The following is an 18872-nucleotide window of genomic DNA, read 5'->3' on the forward strand; positions in this document are numbered from 1 at the left end:
TTTTCGTAGAAGTTTTCATTCATCCTTCCGATGTTTCTAATGCCCTTTCTCTCTACAATAAATGTAACAACAATAAAGAAAGCGGGAGATTACATGGATGAAAAAATGGTCGTTATGATTACTGGTGCATCTAAAGGTCTTGGCAGAGCATTGACGTTGGCATTTGCAAAACGAGGAGTACGACTTGCCATTTGTGCCAGAGGGGATGAGCTTCTGCGTAAGGTGGAGTTGGAAGCACGGGATCTTGGAGCGGAAGTCGTCGCAGTCAATGCTGATGTTTCTAATACGAAGGATGTCGAACGTTTCGTATCGATTGCGCAAGAAGCGTATGGAAGGGTTGATGTATTGATTAATAATGCTTCTGTATTTGGACCAGGACCTACACTGTTAGTGGATTATCCTGACCATCACTTTGAGGAAGTGCTTCGGGTGAATACGATGAATCCATTCCTAGTGACAAAACGAGTTTTACCGGGCATGTTAACTAGAAATAAAGGAAGAATCCTTAATATAACGTCGGAAGCGGGAAAAACAGGATTTGCAGAATGGGGTGCTTACGGTATTTCCAAGTTCGCAGTAGAGGGATTAACACAAACTTGGGCCGATGAACTGAGTGAGACAGGGGTTAGTGTGTGCATGGTTGACCCGGGGGAAATGGATACGGAGATGCACGAGATAGCCGTCCCAGCTTGTGATTATGAATTAGGGGACCCGAATGATGTGGCGAACGTATTTGTTTCAATTGCGACGAATGAATCCATAGAAGTGAATGGAATGAGATTTGAAGCCCAATCCATTTTAAATGAAAAGAGGGACATTTGATGATGACAGATACTCGTCCCTTCCAAGTGCCTGCATATTTAAATGCGAATACCCCTGCAGAATATAGAGGAATTAGGCGGGACGATGTTCGTTTATTGGCGCTCGATAGAATGACAGGGGAAAGTTTTCATCATCATTTTTCCGAACTGGAATCCATTTTGTGTGGGGGAGACTTGCTTGTGTTAAATAATAGTCGTACCCTTCCGGCAGTGTTGAAAGGAAGAAAGGGAGAGCTGCCGATTGAAATTCGACTATCCCATAAAGTAACCGACCAAGAATGGGAAGCACTCATTATAGGAGATGTATGTACGGTAGGGGACAAGATATACTTACCCGGAGAATTAACAGCTTCTGTTATAGGGAAAGGAAATGAGTCTCCTTTAGTTATTCTTTCTTTTTCAAAGAGTGGTTTGGATTTATATGATGCGATTTATCGATACGGGGAGCCGCTGCACTATGAATACATTAAAACCCCATGGCCGTTAGAGATGTACCAGACTGTGTATGCTTCCGTGCCGGGTTCCGTGGAAATGGCATCAGCAGGAAGAGCCATTTCCTATAAGTTGCTACATACATTAAAGCAAAAGGGAGTCGGAATTGCTTATTTGCAGCTGCACGCTGGATTAAGTTATTACGGGAATGATCGCTGGCCGAATCCAACTAACCATGTTGAAGCTTTTTGCATCCCGGAAGAGACCGCAGAATTAGTAAACAAAACGAAAAGAAATAACGGACGTGTCATCGCAGTCGGAACAACGGTAGTTCGGGCACTGGAAACTGCGGTTACTAGCGATGGATTTGTTGAAGCGCAGGAAGGGGCAACACGTCTTTATATTCAAAAAGGATACCCCTTACGCGTAGTGGATGGGCTGTTAACAGGTTTCCATGAACCGGAGGCAAGCCATCTGGATCTGCTTAGTGCGTTTATTGATGAAGAAATTCTTATGAAAGCTTATGAGGAAGTATTAACAGCCGGATATCTTTGGCATGAGTTTGGTGACATGAATTTGATCCTGCCGATGGGAGAGAAGTGATGAGGTGGCATCACGTCGGGATTGAAGTAGGAAGTTTGGAAGATTCCATTCAGTTTTATGAAAATATGTTTGAATTGAAAATCGAGCAGCGCTTTACGTTGAATAGTGAGGAAGTTGTTTTTCTAACAAACGATGATGTGAAAATCGAATTGATCGAATCAAAGGATATCTCAGCCTTATCCAATTCAGTGCATTTGGCGTGGAAAGTCGATGACATTGAAAGTTGGATGAAGGGTTTGAGAGAAAAAGGATTATTTCCCTCAGAAGGGCCGTGCAAGTTAAAAAACGGCTGGATAGTTGTTTTTTATGAGGGGCTCGATGGTGAGGTGATCGAGCTGGTTGAGGTGTGTGGTAACTAGCTGGATATGTATTCATAAAATATTGCAATATGCACATAGAGATTTGTGTTTTCCTGAATTACGCATATTTATAGAGTTCATAATAAATCAACAGCTTCTTATCTAATAACTTGAGAAGAGGCTGTTGATTTGCTTTTGTAGTGCTATCAACAAATACAAGAAAAAATTCATTTCCTATTAACAAACTGACTTCTAACAAAATAAATAATATATTGACAATATTCGACTTGAAGTGGATAATTGGTTCATCCAGTTATCCAGCTGGACATTTTAAAAGGGGTGAATAGTATGGGGATTGGTTTTATCGCGTTGATTGTATTTATTTTACTAATCATTGGCTGGACAACTATTCTTAAACGAAGTATTGGGGAAGCGATGATTATAGGTTTTTTTGTAACCGCTTTATTTGGCGGTACAAGTGCACTGAGTATGATGTGGGATGGAATCGTATTTGGTGCTACAAATGAAGTTTTATTCGCGGCATTGGCTTTTGTATTTATGGCCTATGTCATTGATAAGACGGGGATTATTACATTGCTTATCAACATATTGAACTCTCTATTAGGTAGAGTACCTGGTGGTCCAGCACATGTTGATACAGCTAGTTCGGCGCTTTTCGGACTCATTTCAGGATCTGGCTCTGGTAATTCAGCTACAACAGGCTCGGTGACAATCCCTTGGATGATTAAATCAAAATGGTCACGTGAATTATCGGCAACTGTTTGTGCGGGGAATGCTGGATTGGGAATCGCTTTGCCTCCTAGCAGTTCAATGTTTATTTTATTGGGCTTCGCGCCGATTGCAGCTGTTGTTTCAGAAGGTGATTTATATTTCGCTCTTTTAATCGGCGGTATGTATCAAGTTTTATACCGTGTTATATTGACTTTTTGGTTCGTCAAGAAACACAATATTGAAACCTTGAAGGGTGACAATATTGCACCACTCAAGAAAACGTTTATTATGGGATGGAAATCTTTGTTTATTTTCTTTGGGATTTTGATACCGCTTACAGTTACGATTGGTCCGTTATCTGAACTATTAATGGCAAATCCGAATATTGGAGAAGATGCAATCGACAGTATTTCTTTACTTGTTTGGGTACCTGTTTTAATTACGGCAATTAGTATGATTATCGGCTATAAAAAACTGCCGAAGTCATTCTCAGAATGGAATACCTTCTTGCATGGAGCAACAAGTAAATTTTCTGTTATCGGTGTATTATTGTTATTTGCATTTGCGGCAAGTGAAAATTTAAAACAATTAGGTTTGAGTGAAGATCTGACGTCATTGTTAACAACATTAAATATGCCTTCGTGGTTAGTCATAGTTGTTGTAGGTATATTAATTGTATTAGTAGCAGGCCCACTTTCGGGTACTGCAACGTTAACAGCTATTGGACTAGTAGCATTTACAGCATTAGTTTCAGCGGGTGTACATCCTACAATAGCGGTAGTAGCGATTTTGGTGTTTGCTTCAACAGAAGGATCTTCACCTCCATCCTCAGCTCCAATTTTTATCGCATCCGGGATTGCGCAAGCTGAACCAGGTAAAACATTTTCACCACTCATTTTCTATTATGTAATTCCTGTTTTCTTAATTGGTGTATTTATTGCCATGGGAATTCTACCAATACCAGTATAGGAGGATCTACTAATGATTAAAATTCTTGATAAAGTTTTTATCGTATCCTTGATCGCTTTTCTATCTCTTGGTGCACTTCTAGTTTTCAGCCAACTGGCAGGATTACTGTTCCAACAAGGAGAACTAATTATTAAGGTGAATGATTTATTAGCTAAGCCCGCGTTTATTTTGAGTTCGATTGCAGGTGTGCTCGGTTTTATTATTCCTGCACTGAAAAATAAAACTTCAAATATTTTAACCGAGGAAGAAATTGAAGAACAAATTTTGGAGACAAGACACTCAAAGGTTAACGTGTAATTGTTAAAGGAGACATAAGTATGATAATTCAGCATCAAAGACTGTACGAACAAGTCATTTCTTATATCCAAGAAAACATTGAAAAAGGTATCTTCAAAATCGGTGATAAATTACCGACAGAAAGAAATCTAGCAGAGCAATTAAATGTCAGTCGCGGCACACTTCGTGATGCTTTTCGAGTATTGGAATCACGGGGGATTATTGAAACTAGACCTGGCGCAGGACGAATTCTAATGAAGCCTATTGATTCAAATATTTCGGTTGGAGAGAACATTTTAGTAGAGCTTAAAAAATCTGAGATTATTGACTTGTTAGAGGCGAGGGAGCTGTTGGAAGTAGGTATGTGTACATTAGTGTGTGCACGAATTACAGACGAAGAAATCCAAGAAATCGAAGACTTATTGCGACGTCAAAAAAATGAAGATGACTTCAGTTCTTCCACCTACTTTCACTTAGCTCTCGCTGCAGCTTGCAATAATAATGTATTAGAAAACTTCATTAAACTAAATATGCAACTTATTAAAGAAGTACGGGATCAAAACTTTACAAATAAAATGCACCAAGCACACGCAGTAGAGGAGCATTTAGAATTATTAAACGCAATTAAAGAGCGAGATGTATTACAAAGTGAACAAGCCGTACGCCGTCACTTTGTAAATATGCGAAAACGACTCCATTTATAAATAAAAGGAGCACTTTTATAAAGGGGGAAATCCACTATGCTGCATCCTCACCGATCAAGACTCATAATGCCTGTCCTAAATGAAAGATTTGTACAAAAGGCGCCATTACGCAATGCGGATATTATTGTATTGGACTTAGAGGATAGTGTACCGTACACGCGCAAGATTGAAGCACGTTCCTATTTAAAGAACGGGGTTGAAATTGCCTCAAAGGGAGGAAGTGCAGTATATGTACGTGTAAACAATACGGAGGAGCTTTTATGGGATGATATTCAAGCATCTATTTCTCCGCGATTGACGGGAATCTATATACCTAAAGTAGAGTCAGCTGATCAGATAAAAGAAATTGACACCTTTCTTACGAATCTTGAAGCTCAGCATGGGCTTAAGGCCAGTTCAATCCAATTAGCTGTTTTAATAGAAACAGCAAAGGGCTATATAAACCTTTCCTCTATTTTACAAAGTAGTAATCGTATTCAATCAGTGTCGTTAGGTGCCGAAGATTTTGTAGAGGATTTACAAATGAAAATAAATAGTTCTACTGCAGAGGCACTAAAAAATATACGCATGCAAATATGTATTACAGCGCGTGCTTATGGCGTAGTACCAATGGGTTTAATGTCTAGTATTGCAAACTATATGGATTTAGAGGAAATTGCCAATGGTGCTCGTTTAGCATATGAACATGGCTTTGCTGGAAATAGCTGCGTCCATCCATCAAATGTAGAAATCTTTAATGAAGCTTTCATGCCAGATGTTGAAGAAGTAGCAGAAGCGAAACAATTGGTTGAAACCTTTGAAAAGGCAGTTCGAGAAGGACTTGCGGCAATTAATTTCAAAGGAAAAATGATTGATATTCCACATTATGAAAAAGCTAAGCGTATACACGCACAATTTGAAATCTATAGGCAATACGAGGAAATGAAAAAAGAAGCTAGAATGCAATATGAAGCTCAATTAAAGGAGGTCTGATACCATGTTGCCGCTACAAGGACTAAGGATCTTAGATATATCGACAATGTTAGCTGCACCATGGGCTAGTACATTTTTAGCAGATTACGGCGCAGAAGTGATCAAAGTTGAGCATCCGCAAAACGGAGACCATGCACGAAAGTATGGTGCTCAAAAGGATGGAGAGGGTATTTTTTGGAAAACCCTTAACCGAAATAAAAAAGGCATTACTCTTAATTTAAAAACATCAGAGGGGAAACGAATATTCTTAATGTTGGTGAAAGATGCCGATGTTGTTGTAGAGAATTTTCGGCCTGGAACATTGGATAGATGGGGATTAGATTGGCCTACTTTATTGGAGGCAAATCCTAAATTGATTTTATTACGTACTTCGGGATTTGGCCAAGAAGGACCTTATGCAAGACGAGGAGGATTCGGAACAGTCGCGGAGGCTATGAGTGGTTTCACTTCTATTAATGGAGAAAAAGGTGGAAAACCAACTTTGCCAGGTATGGCACTGGCAGATGGTGTGTCAAGCATATTTGGCGCTCTCTCTATTATGATTGCCCTTTATGCCCAAATAAAAAATGGTGTAGAAGAAGGGCAACAAATTGATATTAACTTATATGAGCCATTAATGAGATTGTTAGAACCACAAATCACAGCTTATGACCAATTAGGAAAAATTCCTGTACCAATTGGTAATAGTAGTTTGCAAACTGCTCCGCGGAATGCCTACTTAACAAAAGATAAAACATGGGTTGCCTTGTCTGGTTCTACACAGTCAATTACAGAAAATATCTTCCGTGCAATAGGGCGAGAAGACTTAATTACAGATCCAAAATTTTCAACGAATGAACAGCGCCTAAAAAATGTAGCAGAGCTAGATGAGATTATTGGAAATTGGATTGGACAGTTTTCTTATACGGAAGTTGTTGATATTTTTAATGAAGCTGGAGCAGTTGTAGGGCCTATGTATAATATTGCTCAATTATTTGAAGACGAGCACTATCAATATCGAGAATCCATTATCAAGGTGAAGGATAGCAGCTTTGGTGAAATGCGTGTTTCAAATGTTGTGGCTAAGTTTTCAAAAACGCCAGGTGAGGTACGCCATCTGGGACCGGATAAAGGCGAACATACTGAAGAAATTTTAAAGGAAAAAGTTCAATTAACAGACGAACAGATACAAGAACTTAAGAAAATGGGAATCATATAGTTTTTAAGGCAAGTAGCAATGGGCTGGAATTTTTCTCAGCCTGATTGAAAACGCTTGCCAAGGAAGGCAACCTAAGATCGCCAAGTCCTGTGGCAACGGTTGCATGACTCGCCCCTACGAGACGAGCAACAACGGATGCGAGCGTTTGTCAACAGGCTGAAACCACCAGTTTTTACTGGTGGTTTCAATATATATTATTTTTCAAAATACAAATCCCAATGCAACCCGCATCCTGGATTGAATTTTGCTCCGCAAGAGGGACACATATATCCGCTATCCTTATATTGATTAACCGTCAATTCATTTTTGCATTTACCACATAAGATTGCTTGCTCACCAAACTTCTCTTTAGGCCACACTCTAGGGTTTCCACACCCAGACTCTTCGTGGCACTGAAAACATGGAAAATATGTATCACAGCAATAAAACTTAATAGCAATAATATCGAGCTCAGAATGATAATGTGTACATCGCGTCTCGCTATCTATAACATTACCCGATACATGTATCATTGATTCCCCTCCTCAAAAATGAATAAATAAGACGCTTACGGAAATCCTTTATTAAAAAAAGGACTGATTTCATGTTTACCGAATATCCAATCATCCACACAAACATGTGGGATGCGATTTGGGCGGTGCCGGTTGTTTTATTGATCGTTTTGGCCGCAAAATGGCTGTTTGGTGTTAAGTCGAGCTGGTTATCGACGGTGGCCACAATAGCCGCATTGCTTCTATCCATATTCATCAGCCATCGCGGCAATTTACCTGCCGGGATTTTTATGGGCTTCTTTTATAGTGGCGCTGCAATTGGCGTCATTTATTCCATAAAGCAGAGTTATTTGGCGTATCGGGCAGGTTAGGTTTTGAGTGGACAAAATCCGCATTGCATTAACCCTGGTACATCTTTCGAAAAACAGCAAGTCGTCCGGACTGTCGAATTCAGCAGTTCGGATGGCTCGTTTCCTTTTAGGTATTTCGCGAATAAAGAGTGAAGTGCAATCTCTTTCCATGTTTCGTCATTTTTTAATATATCCAGATTGTTTCGCGCTTCCACACTCATGCTTGGGTCGTTCAGCATGACGTGATATTGCCACAGTAAAAAGCCGAAAATGTTCTCCCAAAGTGTCAACGGAGAGACAGAGGTGACTGTCCGGATTTGACGGATGACTTTGTCTGCTTGCAGCAAGATTTTCCGGATAACGTCTCGATGTTCGTTTTCATCCACCTCTTGCCAGTCGCCTTCTTCGACAAAAGTACTCACTGTCCGATTTCCATACTCCTCAATTGCTCCAAAGCTCATCTTCGTTGCATCGCCATTCCAAATTTCATCGTAGGCAGACAAGTTATACAACTGCATATTGATAAACATTCCAACACGCCGCATGAAAAAAGACGCCGCGACCGTCATATTCGGGCTTCCGCTCACTGTTTGTACAGCTTGAATGCAATCCTCTGTTTTTTCATTATCCAACAAGTCGTGTAAAGTGAATAGGAGATGTTGCGGGTGAGTTACGTAAACACTATAGCTATTCAATTGTCTAATTTGATCGTTTGTTAATTTTGTCATGTCTTTATTATAAATATTCTCGCACTTTTCAACAAGTTGAGCAGACTCTTCGTCTATACTATACTGATGTCAATACATCAACAGGGAAGTGTGACATATGACAAAGCGTTTACAACCGTTGGAACTTATCGGATTGATTGATAAGGAGACAGATATCATCATCCCTCTTTCGAATGGCGAGCCCCACGGTTTGTTGGATTTACTTGAGGCGCATTATGAGAAATTGAACAACGTCAAAGTGCATCAAATGTTAGCACTGCGTGAACGAGATTATATAAACGGTAAAATGAAAGGCCATCTTTCACATATTTCGTACTTCCTTAGCGGAGCAACGAGGAAAGCATATTGGGAAGGGCATGTCGAATTAATTCCAAATGTGTTTCAGGAAATGTATAGATTGCTTCAGAAAACGACTAAGAAGCCAATAGTGATGGCAACCGCTTCACCGATGGACGAGCACGGCTATTTTTCGCTTGGCACGAATGCGGATTATGCAGCCGAATTTATCGGGCAAGTTCCTTTTGTCTTAGAAGTGAATAAGCATATGCCGCGCACTTTTGGGGCGAATCAAATTCATATTAGTCAAATTGCTGGGTTCATTGAAAATGATGTGCCTTTGATAGAGGGCATTTCACCCCCAATCACCGAGAAAGACCTTAAAATTGCCGAGCTTATTACAGAAGATATCAAGGATGGAGATACGCTGCAAATCGGCATTGGGGCGATTCCGAATGCTGTCATGAAAATGCTCAAGGACCGTAAGCATTTAGGCATCCATACGGAAATGCTGACGGACGGCATTGTCGATCTCGTTGAGGCAGGCGCGGTGGATGGAATGAAAAAGTCGTCCCATAAAGGGAAGATCATTGCGACATTCGCTTTCGGCTCTCAACGTTTATATGACTTCCTGAACAATAACCCTTCAGTAGAGTTCTTGCCGGTAAGTGTCGTCAATGATGCATACGAAATTGCAAAAGAAGATCATATGGTGTCGATCAATGCGACGACGGAAGTCGATTTATATGGACAATGTGCGTCCGAAACCGTTGCGGGTCGTTATTATTCTTCTAGTGGCGGCCAGGCCGATTTCGCAAGAGGCGTTCGTCTGTCGAAATACGGCAAAGGGTATGTGTGCATGCATTCGACGGCGAAAAACGACACGATTTCGAGAATCAAACTGAATTTGGCACCAGGCTCTGTAGTAACGACATCGAAAAACTATGTGGATAATGTAGTGACGGAGTACGGGATTGCCAGATTGCATGGTAAGTCGTTGTCTGAACGGGCAGAAGCATTAATTAATATCGCCCATCCGAAGTTTAGAGAAGAATTAATGCAAGAAGCGAAAGAATTTGGATTGATCAAGTAGGGGAGGAGCCGAATGGGGCTTCTCTTTTTTATTTGGAAGTGCCCCACAGGGTACATTCTTGTTGAATTGTCTTCAATGGGCGGTGGAATCGGTGGTATCGGGTCGAGCAACGGTGGTAAAGTCGCCCGAATCGGTGGTAATGAGCCGAGCATCGGAGGTAAACTCCCCCAAGTCGTTGATAATTATATCCAGCGATCCGAAGTTATTGATTAAGTGGTGATAAAGCCTTTCTAAGTGGTGATAAAAGCCGTCTGAGTGGTGATAAACTCATTCTAAGTGGTAATAATCATCCCCCAAGTGGTGATAACCACCTCCTAAGCGGTGATAAACAAAATTGTTGCATTTCTAATACCCCTGGTGGTATATTAAGTTTACAATAAAAATACATGGAGGGGTATATATGTACTTCAAATCATTTACAGATGAGAAGTTAGCGCAAAATGCTTATTTAATTGGATGTCAACGAACGGGTGAATCCATCATTATCGATGCACCCCGCAATTTTGATCATATATTGGAAGCGGCTGAAAAAGAAGGTCTGCGTGTCACTGCAGCGGCGGATACGCATATCCACGCCGACTATGTCTCCGGCGCGCGGCAGTTGGCTGTTCAACATGGCGTGAAGCTATATTTATCTGACGAAGGCGATGAAAATTGGAAGTATCGCTTTACTGATGGAATCGATGTTGAACTCGTAAAGGAAGGCTCAAAGTTCTCGATTGGAAATATTGATTTTGAAGTGTGGCATACACCAGGACATACGCCCGAAAGCATATCATTTCTGTTGACGGACCGGGGTGGCGGTGCGACGGGTCCGATGGGTATCTTCACGGGAGACTTCGTTTTCGTCGGTGATGTCGGTCGACCGGACTTGCTTGAAAAAGCGGCAGGCATCGGAGGAACCGCTGACAGTGGCGCACGGGATATGTACCGATCCATTCAGCGCTTTATAACTCTGCCCGATCATCTCGTCGTTTGGCCTGGACACGGTGCAGGTTCTGCTTGCGGAAAATCACTTGGAGCGGTTCCGATTTCAACGGTAGGCTACGAAAAGCAATTCAACTGGGCGCTGCAAATAAACGAAGAAGAAAAATTCGTCGCAGAACTTTTGAAAGACCAGCCGGAAGCGCCTGTTTATTTTGCGGAAATGAAGAAGCTGAATAAGGAAGGCCCTTTTATTTTGAATGATGAAAAAGTAAGGATTCTCAAAACGAGCGAGGAACTTGAAAAACTGGCAGCAGAAGAACAAGTTTTTGTCTTGGATACGCGGCCTGCCAAAGTAGCGGAGAAAGGCCTTTTGAAAGGATCCGTAAATATTCCGTTCAATAAATCATTCACCAACTGGGCTGGTTGGTTGGTGAAATACGATGAAAAGATTGTCGTCATCGCGGATAGTGGTGAACAGGAAGAAGTGCAAAAAACACTGCAATCCATCGGGCTCGATACGATCATCGCATTCGCCGATCCAGCTCTGCTTGAGGGCGAGGACCTCGTGACATATGAAACGTTGCCTGTTCCGACTTTCCTTAAAGAAATGGGAGACGAAGATGCGTTTGTCATCGATGTGCGTAATGACAGCGAATGGAATAATGGTCATTTGAACGAAGCGGAGCATTTATTCCTCGGAAAATTGCGTGATGCCGACATTCCGGAAAGCAAGAAAGTGCTCGTTCATTGCCAAAGTGGGGCGCGATCAGCAATCGCATCCAGTATTTTGAAAGCGCGCGGCTTTGAAACAGTAAAACATATGGAGGGTGGGTATAATGCCTACTCTGCTGCACAATCCACAAACTGAAGGGGAGAGTATCCATGGAATGGATCATCATCATAGCAATTGTCGCGTTTTTCGCATGGCGCATGATGCCGTCAAAAGGTGTCAAAACAATATCGACTGAACAGTTGAAAGATATTTTGAAGGATAACTCAAAGCAATTCATCGATGTCCGAACACCTGCGGAATATAAAGGGCGCCATATTCATGAATTTAAGAATATCCCTTTGAACTTGTTGAAGTCCAAGTTGGATAAACTCGATAAGGATAAAGAAGTGGTCGTCATTTGTCAAAGCGGCATGCGCAGTTCACAAGCTGCAAATATGCTGAAAAAATCAGGCTTCACGAATGTTATTAACGTCAGAGGCGGAATGAGCGCCTGGCGCGGTTAATTGAATAGAGCAAGAAAGCATCTAGCTGTCAGAAATGGCGGCGGGATGCTTTTTTGTTGTGTTTATATACTCTCGCTTACATACGCCGATCCGAGTTCATTCGCTAAAATCCTCCTCATCTGCCCAACCAAACCTATAGGCGTACACATACTATTGTTATGAAGAGGTGGTGAACGTTGAAAAAAGAGAAGGCGACTATTGGACGCGATCCGTATGAAATCGAGCAGCGGGAATGGAAGCAAAGACAATCGAAGGAACGATATAAGCAGCTATTGACGATCGCTTCGCCAATCTTCCTTTTGCTGTTGTGGGAAGTGATGTCGAGGACAGGGATGATGGATATCCGGTTTTTCCCACCGCCATCCGCCATTTTAGGCACATTTTTCAAAATGATCGCGAATGGGGTAATGGTGGATCATATTGGGGTTTCCTTATATCGGATTTTTGCAGGATTCCTCGCGGGCGTCATACCGGGCGTAATCATCGGTTTGCTAATGGGACTTTATTCGCCGATCCGGCATTTCGTTCAGCCGATTGTCATGGCGCTTATGCCAATTCCAACGCTTGCATTGTTGCCGATCATCATCATCCTATTTGGAATTGGTGATTTGTCGAAAGTTGTCACGATTGCGGGAAGCGTGTTTTTCCCGGTTGTCATTAATACGGCGGCTGGAGTCTTGAATATCGATCGAATTTATTTGGACGTTGCGAATAATTATGGAGCCGGTAAGATGCAGTTCTTCTTCAAAATCGCATTGCCTGGCGCGTTGCCGGTCATGCTGGAAGGGATCCAGATGGGGCAGGCGATCGCTTTGTTGACGATTGTCGCTGCGGAAATGATGGGGGCGACTTCGGGGATCGGATATTTGATCTGGACGTCGTATAAGGCATTTCTGTTAAAGGAAATGTTTGTCGGACTCATTCTCATTTCATTTTTTGGCTATCTCTTCTCCTTGATGCTTCGTGGTCTTCAGAAAAAGTTGTTACCTTGGAGGTGATTGAGTGAGGAAGAAAGCGAAAATCGAAATTAGGAATTTGACGAAGGCATTTTACAAAAAACAATCGAGTGTGACGGCGCTCGACAATATTTCCCTTTCAATCGGAGAAGGGGAATTTGTCTGCATTGTCGGACCGAGCGGTTGTGGCAAGACGACCTTATTGCGCATACTGGCGGGGCTTGAACAGCCTAGCGTCGGTGAATTCGAAATCCGTTCGGAGCAGGAAGGACGCCCTCTCCAATCGATGGTATTCCAAGAACGGGGAGTCATCCCTTGGCTAACTGTGAAGGATAATGTTTCCTTTGGGCTGAAAATGCGAAAATTGCCGAAGGATGTCATTGAGGAGAGGACGGAATATTACTTACAAAAGACGGGGCTTGACAGGTTTGCACATCTCTACCCGAAAGAGTTATCGGGGGGGATGAAACAGCGGGTGAGCATTGCCCGTGCATTCGCGAATGACCCCGAAATCCTCCTTATGGATGAACCGTTCGCCGCGTTGGATGAACAAAATAAATTCATCCTTCAGGAAGAATTGCTCTCTATATGGTCGGAAACGAGAAAGACAGTGATTTTCATAACACATAGCATTGATGAAGCATTGTTGCTGAGTGATCGGATTTTGCTTATGAGTGCGCAGCCTGGAAAAATCATTCAGCAAATTAGAATCGACACACCGCGACCGAGAACGATGGAAGATATCCGGAAAGATCCAAAGCTTGCGGAGCAGTTTGTCGATATTTGGAAGCATTTGCAAGATGAAGTGCAACGGTCAAGGAAAGAGAATAGATGAAATGGGGAGAAAAGGTGAAAGGGTTCAAGTATGGTTGGATGATGATTTTGGCTGCCATGCTCTTACTTGTCGGAGCATGTGCCAAACAAGAGCCCACTCCAGAAACAAAAGTGGAAACACCACCTGGCGATACAGTCGTTGAGACGCCATCCGGGGATTTGGCGCCACTTGATAAGCGGGTGAAGGTGTTGATTGCCGAAGACGGAGCGGCTTCTGGTGCAGGGTTCTATATAGCAAAGGAAAAAGGGTATTTTGAGGATTACAATATTGAAGTGGAATTTGCTGATTTCGCTAATAGCGACGACATGCTGCCTGCACTTGCAGCGGGTGAAGTCGATATTGCGGGCGGCGTCTCGACCGCATCATTTTTCAACGCCATTGCACAAGGCATCGATGTTCGAATCATTGCGGATAAAGGACATAATATGCCGGGCAAATCGTATTTCACCTTCGTCATCGGTAACCATATGGTAGATGAAATTAAAGATTATCCTGATTTCCGAGGGAAGAAGATTGCCGTGTCTTCCAGAAACTCGATTGATGGATATATTTACGAGGAAATGTTGAAACATGCGGGATTAACTGAGGAAGACGTGGAGTATGTCCATATCGCGGATTTCGGTGCGATGCTTGGCGCGATTGACGCAGGAACAATTGACGCGGCACTTAGCATCGAACCGTTAATTGCACAAGGAGTCGCAAATGGTTTCCATGTCCGTTTCAAAGATGCAACCGATTATGCTCCTGAATCGCAGATCGCCATGGTTTTGGCTTCCCCGAAATTCATGGGTGAGGAGGACGTTTCACTCCGCTTTATGGCTGCTTATTTGAAAGGTGTTCGGGATTACAACGATGCGTTCTTCAAAGGGGAAGGCAAAGACGATATCGTTGACATCATGGTGCAGCATACCGCTTTGAAAGATCCCGAGCTATGGGATAAAGTGAATGTCACCGGGCTGGATCCGGATGGAAAAATGTTCGTAGATGATATCAAGAAGCAATACGATACGTATAAAGCGAATGGAGCAATCTTGGGTGATATTGATTTTAATAAAGCCGTAGATACTTCATTAGCAGAAGAAGCTGTGGAGATTATTGGAACGTATAAATGACAATAGGTAATTTAGTTGTTCGGATAAATGACAAATAATATTGGTGTTAGGTTTCCAAGACTCTTAAATCTTGGAAACCTTTTTGTGATGTGGGGCGTATGATTAGTAGTGGAAAATAAATGGTTCTGAAAAAAATGAGATTTTACAGCTAACAATACTAATCAAGCATAATTGGGAGTAGATTATATGCCCTTGACGTTCGCTCATCCAGCGGCAATCTTGCCTTTTTCGAGAAACAGTAAGTATGTTAATTTCTTAGCATTGGTTTTAGGAAGCATGTCGCCTGACTTTGAGTACTTTCTTAGAGGAAAACCATCTGGTGAGATTGGCCACACACTTATCGGGTTTGTGACTTTTAATCTTCCAGTAGTTGCGGTTGTTTATTTAATTTATCAAGCATATATACATAGAACTTTATTTAATCATTTGCCGTTTTTTCTGCAAGATACGCATTTTGAAAAGCGAGATGCATCTAAATCGTTAAAAGCTGTTGTCTTCCTCTACTCGGCGCTTTTTGGCATGTTGACCCATGTAGCCTGGGATTCGTTTACTCATATAAATGGTTTTATGGTGAATAAACTACCAGCGCTTACTTATACTTTTCAAGTTTTTGATAGGAATATCCCTGTTTACAAATTCCTGCAACACGGAAGCACATTCGTCGGTATATGTGTCATTGGTCTATATATGTGCTATCGAACGGCAAAGTATAATGGTAATAAGGGTAGGGGAATAACAACGATACAAAAAGCGATGTATTGGGCCGTTATTACTTTATTATCTCTTTTTTTGTTTGGATCCTGGTATTTCATTGATCCAGTTTCGATTGAATTGTATGGTATTATAGTTGTCCGAGTTATAGATTCGGTGTTAGTTAGTTTGTTAATTGTTTCGTTGTACTTCGAATATTTTTGTAGACGAAAAAAATGCTCGAAAGTCTGAGCGTTTTTTTGTGGAATAGAAATTACTCATATCCGCCTTCAGCATTAGGAAGCTCCTTATATGAATCTTTATCTTTAATTAATTTGAAAATAGTATCTCGTAACTCTAAAAGCTGTTGTGCATCTGGCGTGGGGTTACAATAGGTTCCGGAAACAGAATGTCTTATTGTTTCTCCGTTGATAAGAACCTCCCATATATCCTCCTCATATGGTTCTACAGAACAATCGATGATTTCAGGTATTAATTGTTTGGCGTCCGTAATGTTAATCTCTTTCATTTTCTCGTAAATAAAATCCATTTCCTCTTCAGTAAATGTTACATCGGTTGTTACGTTTCCTGCCTCAATTAAATCTTTCGTGAAAGTGCCTTCAAATGTATTAATTTCATTACTACTCCAATGGCCGAATTGGATAGAAAAATTGAAATCCTCAGGTTTACTCTTTGACATAGTTATAGAATCGGTTTCGATTGAACCGGAAGTTCCGGAATCGACTTTAATTATGTCAGTAGCATATTGATTGCAAGCTCCTAATAGGAAAATAAATAAGATCGGTAAGAGTCTCTTCAATAAGCATCCCTCCTCCCATTATCTACATTGTACACCGCTATCAATATGTATGAAACAAAATTCTGACATCTAAGATGCGCTTCACTGGTAAGTTTGTCCACCTATTTCATATGCGATATACTGGTTGTATGGAAAAGAAAACTTTACAACAAATTAGTCGGCCGACTCTAAAAGATCAAGTGTACGACGCTCTTAAAAATGCAATTATTAATTTAGAGTTGGAGCCGGGGCAGAGACTGAATGATAATAAGCTCGCTGAACAATTTGCAGTAAGTCGGACACCTGTACGCGAAGCGTTGAAGCGATTGGAGGATGAGGGGCTAGTCGAAGCTTTTCCTGGGTCTTCCACGCGGGTTACGGAATTGAATGAAAAGGAGGCTAGACATGCATTTACAGTCGTGGCGGCTCTTCACGCCCTTGCGACAAAATTGGCTGTTCCGCTTATGAAAAATCCCGAATTGCAAAGGCTGACTGCAAGCAATGAAAATCTGGCGAAGGCTTTGGAGCAAAATGACAGTACCGAAGCCATCAATGCCGACACTGAATTCCATGCAATCTTCCTTGAGATTGCAGGCAACGGAGAGATTGACAAAGCGCTTGAAAGAATCCTTCCTAAAGTTCACAGACTAACGTTAATGAAATTCAAATCAATCGATAGTCATCAATCTGTCCAACAACATCAAGAAATAATTGCGGCGTGTAAACGGGGGGAAGTCGAAATAGCAGCTCGCCTCGTTGAAGAGAACTGGCTCACGCTCGGAAAGCATTTAACAAAGACGGAAAAACTATAAGTGAAAGTAAAAAACAGGGTAGAGGATTCAACATCCACACCCTGTTTGTTATATTTTTTTTAGAATGTAACAGCTTCAGTCATAGCAGTATTGAAGCTTTGTAAATTGCTTGCGCAGGCGGATTGCCTCTTCTTTTGCAGTATCAATGTCTTTGGCTGAAGTTAGAATATCTGCAATCAGGTTAGCGATCTGTTTCATTTCTTCCTCTTTCATCCCCAAGCGAGTCACTTCAATTGTCCCGATACGAAGCCCGCTAGGACGGTCCTTATCCTCTGCTTTATCACTTGGGATCAAGTTTTTATTCGTAATGATGTTGGCTCTCGCCAATTCGTGTCCGACGTGAAGACCTCCACCGAATTCTTTTACATCCAAAATGACTTGGTGTGTCTCTGTGAAGCCTTTATGGGCGCCGAGGACTGTTATGCCTCGGTCATGGAAGGCTTGGCCGAGTGTTTTCGCATTTGTAACAATTTGAGCCATATACTCCTCTCCAAATTCCAGGAATTCAGCTGCGGATGCCGCGAGTGCTGCCACCCGATTCACTTGGTGGGTCGCCGCGAGGGCAGGGAATATGGCGTCTGTCAAAGGTTTTGTCAGTTCAGGATCATTCCAGACAATGATCCCACTTTGAGGGCCGCTGAACGTTTTTCCAGCAGATCCTGTCATCACGCTTGCACCCTCTCTCAAAGGATCTTGGAATTGACCTCCGCCGATCAAACCTAGTTGATGGGCTCCATCAAAGAAGATTCGACCACCCCAAGGCTTGATAATTTCCGCCATTTCTTTAATAGGGAAAGGGAACAGCGTCATCGAAGCTCCGAGTGTAACGAGCTTCGGTTTCAATTCATTGGCTACGCGCTCGAATTCTTCCAAGTCCACAGTCAGTTCCTTCGCATTCATTGGCACATCTGCAATTTTCAGCCCCCTGATTCCTGCAGGGCCATCTTGCCTGTTGCTGGAATGGCCACCCAATGGCTGGGAAATGGTCATGATCTGATCGCCTGGTTCAGTTAGCGCAGCATAGACTGCCATATTTCCAATCATGCTTGCAACCAATCGGTGATCGGCGTAATTGGACTTAAAGACCTTTTTCAATAATTCCACGCAAAGTGCTTCAATTTCATCAATATGCTTCGTACCTGCAAACCAACGCTGCTCTGGTCCGATATGGCCTTCTGCGGCACGGGTGCCTACTTCAGATGCAAGCAAATTCCGGACAGTTTGACTGGTAGGGGCTTCAGGAGCCAATAGGTTAAGGCATTCCTCACCTCTCCATATCGCATTCCTTTCAACTGCATCAATCACTTCTTGTTGTATTTCTCGGGCGGTTGAACTGCTCTCAATAATTTCCTTCGCTTTCTCCAGTGCGCTTACATCATGTACCTGGAACTCTTTTGTAGCGGAAATAGCTCTGTTCATTGATTATTCCTCCCGTAATAAAATTTATTGAACCTGTAAACCAATATATCACTTTTAATTCTAAGAATCAACTGATAAAGTAGAATAGTTTGATAGTTTTCGATAAAAAAACGTCCTATATTCGGTTTGATCCGAATCATAG

At 42.0% G+C, this 18872-nt stretch carries 22 protein-coding genes; 18 read left to right on the forward strand and 4 right to left on the reverse strand.

Annotation, left to right across the window (positions count from 1 at the left end; all coding sequences use genetic code 11):
- Window positions 1-93 precede the first annotated feature (93 nt).
- The 8 genes from AC0L13_RS00675 to AC0L13_RS00710 all read left to right on the forward strand — a co-directional run bounded on the left by AC0L13_RS00675 (window position 94) and on the right by AC0L13_RS00710 (window position 7006).
- Window positions 94-822, forward strand: coding sequence for an SDR family oxidoreductase (locus AC0L13_RS00675; RefSeq protein WP_473642930.1), 729 nt, complete (start codon window positions 94-96; stop codon window positions 820-822).
- Window positions 822-1856: an S-adenosylmethionine:tRNA ribosyltransferase-isomerase gene (locus tag AC0L13_RS00680; RefSeq protein WP_473642933.1), complete on the forward strand. Its 1035-nt coding sequence runs from the start codon at window positions 822-824 to the stop codon at window positions 1854-1856. Before AC0L13_RS00675 ends, AC0L13_RS00680 begins: the two co-directional genes overlap by 1 nt.
- A complete protein-coding gene (locus AC0L13_RS00685) occupies window positions 1856-2215 on the forward strand; it encodes a VOC family protein (RefSeq protein WP_473642935.1) in 360 nt (119 codons plus the stop codon). Before AC0L13_RS00680 ends, AC0L13_RS00685 begins: the two co-directional genes overlap by 1 nt.
- Window positions 2216-2503: 288 nt before the next feature.
- The gene (locus AC0L13_RS00690) at window positions 2504-3856 is read left to right on the forward strand and encodes a TRAP transporter large permease subunit (RefSeq protein ID WP_473642937.1); all 1353 of its coding nucleotides are present in this window, start codon (window positions 2504-2506) and stop codon (window positions 3854-3856) included.
- 12 nt (window positions 3857-3868) lie between these two features.
- On the forward strand, window positions 3869-4153 hold the full coding sequence (locus tag AC0L13_RS00695; RefSeq protein WP_473642938.1) for a hypothetical protein: 285 nt from the start codon (window positions 3869-3871) through the stop codon (window positions 4151-4153).
- A 20-nt stretch (window positions 4154-4173) separates the two neighbouring features.
- Window positions 4174-4836 (forward strand): FadR/GntR family transcriptional regulator, encoded by a 663-nt coding sequence (locus AC0L13_RS00700; protein ID WP_473642940.1) that lies wholly within the window; start codon window positions 4174-4176, stop codon window positions 4834-4836.
- A gap of 36 nt (window positions 4837-4872) precedes the next feature.
- On the forward strand, window positions 4873-5808 hold the full coding sequence (locus AC0L13_RS00705; RefSeq protein ID WP_473642942.1) for an HpcH/HpaI aldolase/citrate lyase family protein: 936 nt from the start codon (window positions 4873-4875) through the stop codon (window positions 5806-5808).
- Between the two features lie 4 nt (window positions 5809-5812).
- Entirely contained in the window at window positions 5813-7006 is a 1194-nt protein-coding gene (locus AC0L13_RS00710; RefSeq protein ID WP_473642944.1) for a CaiB/BaiF CoA transferase family protein, read from the forward strand.
- Window positions 7007-7200: 194 nt separating this feature from the next.
- Here AC0L13_RS00710 and AC0L13_RS00715 read toward each other — a convergent pair whose 3' ends face one another.
- Window positions 7201-7518 (reverse strand): CHY zinc finger protein, encoded by a 318-nt coding sequence (locus tag AC0L13_RS00715; protein ID WP_473642946.1) that lies wholly within the window; start codon window positions 7516-7518, stop codon window positions 7201-7203.
- Window positions 7519-7589: 71 nt separating this feature from the next.
- Between AC0L13_RS00715 and AC0L13_RS00720 the strand changes: the two genes are divergently transcribed.
- Window positions 7590-7868, forward strand: coding sequence for a hypothetical protein (locus AC0L13_RS00720; RefSeq protein ID WP_473642948.1), 279 nt, complete (start codon window positions 7590-7592; stop codon window positions 7866-7868).
- Here AC0L13_RS00720 and AC0L13_RS00725 read toward each other — a convergent pair.
- Window positions 7865-8575 carry a hypothetical protein gene (locus tag AC0L13_RS00725; protein ID WP_473642950.1) on the reverse strand — a complete coding sequence of 237 codons (711 nt, stop codon included), beginning with the start codon at window positions 8573-8575 and terminating at the stop codon, window positions 7865-7867. The genes AC0L13_RS00720 and AC0L13_RS00725 overlap by 4 nt on opposite strands.
- A gap of 97 nt (window positions 8576-8672) precedes the next feature.
- Between AC0L13_RS00725 and AC0L13_RS00730 the strand changes: the two genes are divergently transcribed.
- The 8 genes from AC0L13_RS00730 (at window position 8673) to AC0L13_RS00765 (ending at window position 15952) form a co-directional block, all read left to right on the forward strand.
- The gene (locus tag AC0L13_RS00730) at window positions 8673-9944 is read left to right on the forward strand and encodes an acetyl-CoA hydrolase/transferase family protein (RefSeq protein ID WP_473642952.1); all 1272 of its coding nucleotides are present in this window, start codon (window positions 8673-8675) and stop codon (window positions 9942-9944) included.
- Window positions 9945-9956: 12 nt separating this feature from the next.
- Window positions 9957-10157, forward strand: coding sequence for a hypothetical protein (locus AC0L13_RS00735; protein ID WP_473642954.1), 201 nt, complete (start codon window positions 9957-9959; stop codon window positions 10155-10157).
- Between the two features lie 187 nt (window positions 10158-10344).
- On the forward strand, window positions 10345-11739 hold the full coding sequence (locus tag AC0L13_RS00740; protein WP_473642956.1) for an MBL fold metallo-hydrolase: 1395 nt from the start codon (window positions 10345-10347) through the stop codon (window positions 11737-11739).
- 14 nt (window positions 11740-11753) lie between these two features.
- On the forward strand, window positions 11754-12107 hold the full coding sequence (locus tag AC0L13_RS00745) for a rhodanese-like domain-containing protein (RefSeq protein ID WP_473642958.1): 354 nt from the start codon (window positions 11754-11756) through the stop codon (window positions 12105-12107).
- 176 nt (window positions 12108-12283) lie between these two features.
- Complete coding sequence (locus AC0L13_RS00750) at window positions 12284-13105, forward strand: ABC transporter permease (protein WP_473642960.1); 822 nt, start codon at window positions 12284-12286, stop codon at window positions 13103-13105.
- Between the two features lie 4 nt (window positions 13106-13109).
- Entirely contained in the window at window positions 13110-13898 is a 789-nt protein-coding gene (locus AC0L13_RS00755; RefSeq protein WP_473642962.1) for an ABC transporter ATP-binding protein, read from the forward strand.
- Window positions 13899-13936: 38 nt separating this feature from the next.
- Window positions 13937-15010 (forward strand): ABC transporter substrate-binding protein, encoded by a 1074-nt coding sequence (locus tag AC0L13_RS00760; RefSeq protein WP_473646795.1) that lies wholly within the window; start codon window positions 13937-13939, stop codon window positions 15008-15010.
- 186 nt (window positions 15011-15196) lie between these two features.
- Window positions 15197-15952, forward strand: coding sequence for a DUF4184 family protein (locus AC0L13_RS00765; RefSeq protein ID WP_473642964.1), 756 nt, complete (start codon window positions 15197-15199; stop codon window positions 15950-15952).
- 22 nt (window positions 15953-15974) lie between these two features.
- Here the strand turns inward: AC0L13_RS00765 and AC0L13_RS00770 are convergent, their stop codons facing one another.
- Complete coding sequence (locus AC0L13_RS00770) at window positions 15975-16520, reverse strand: hypothetical protein (RefSeq protein ID WP_473642966.1); 546 nt, start codon at window positions 16518-16520, stop codon at window positions 15975-15977.
- Between the two features lie 128 nt (window positions 16521-16648).
- Between AC0L13_RS00770 and AC0L13_RS00775 the strand changes: the two genes are divergently transcribed.
- Entirely contained in the window at window positions 16649-17311 is a 663-nt protein-coding gene (locus AC0L13_RS00775) for a GntR family transcriptional regulator (protein ID WP_473642968.1), read from the forward strand.
- A 75-nt stretch (window positions 17312-17386) separates the two neighbouring features.
- Here AC0L13_RS00775 and AC0L13_RS00780 read toward each other — a convergent pair whose 3' ends face one another.
- Window positions 17387-18730 (reverse strand): serine hydroxymethyltransferase, encoded by a 1344-nt coding sequence (locus AC0L13_RS00780; protein ID WP_473642970.1) that lies wholly within the window; start codon window positions 18728-18730, stop codon window positions 17387-17389.
- Window positions 18731-18872 lie beyond the last annotated feature (142 nt).

This window comes from Sporosarcina sp. QA0331 (assembly GCF_055808055.1).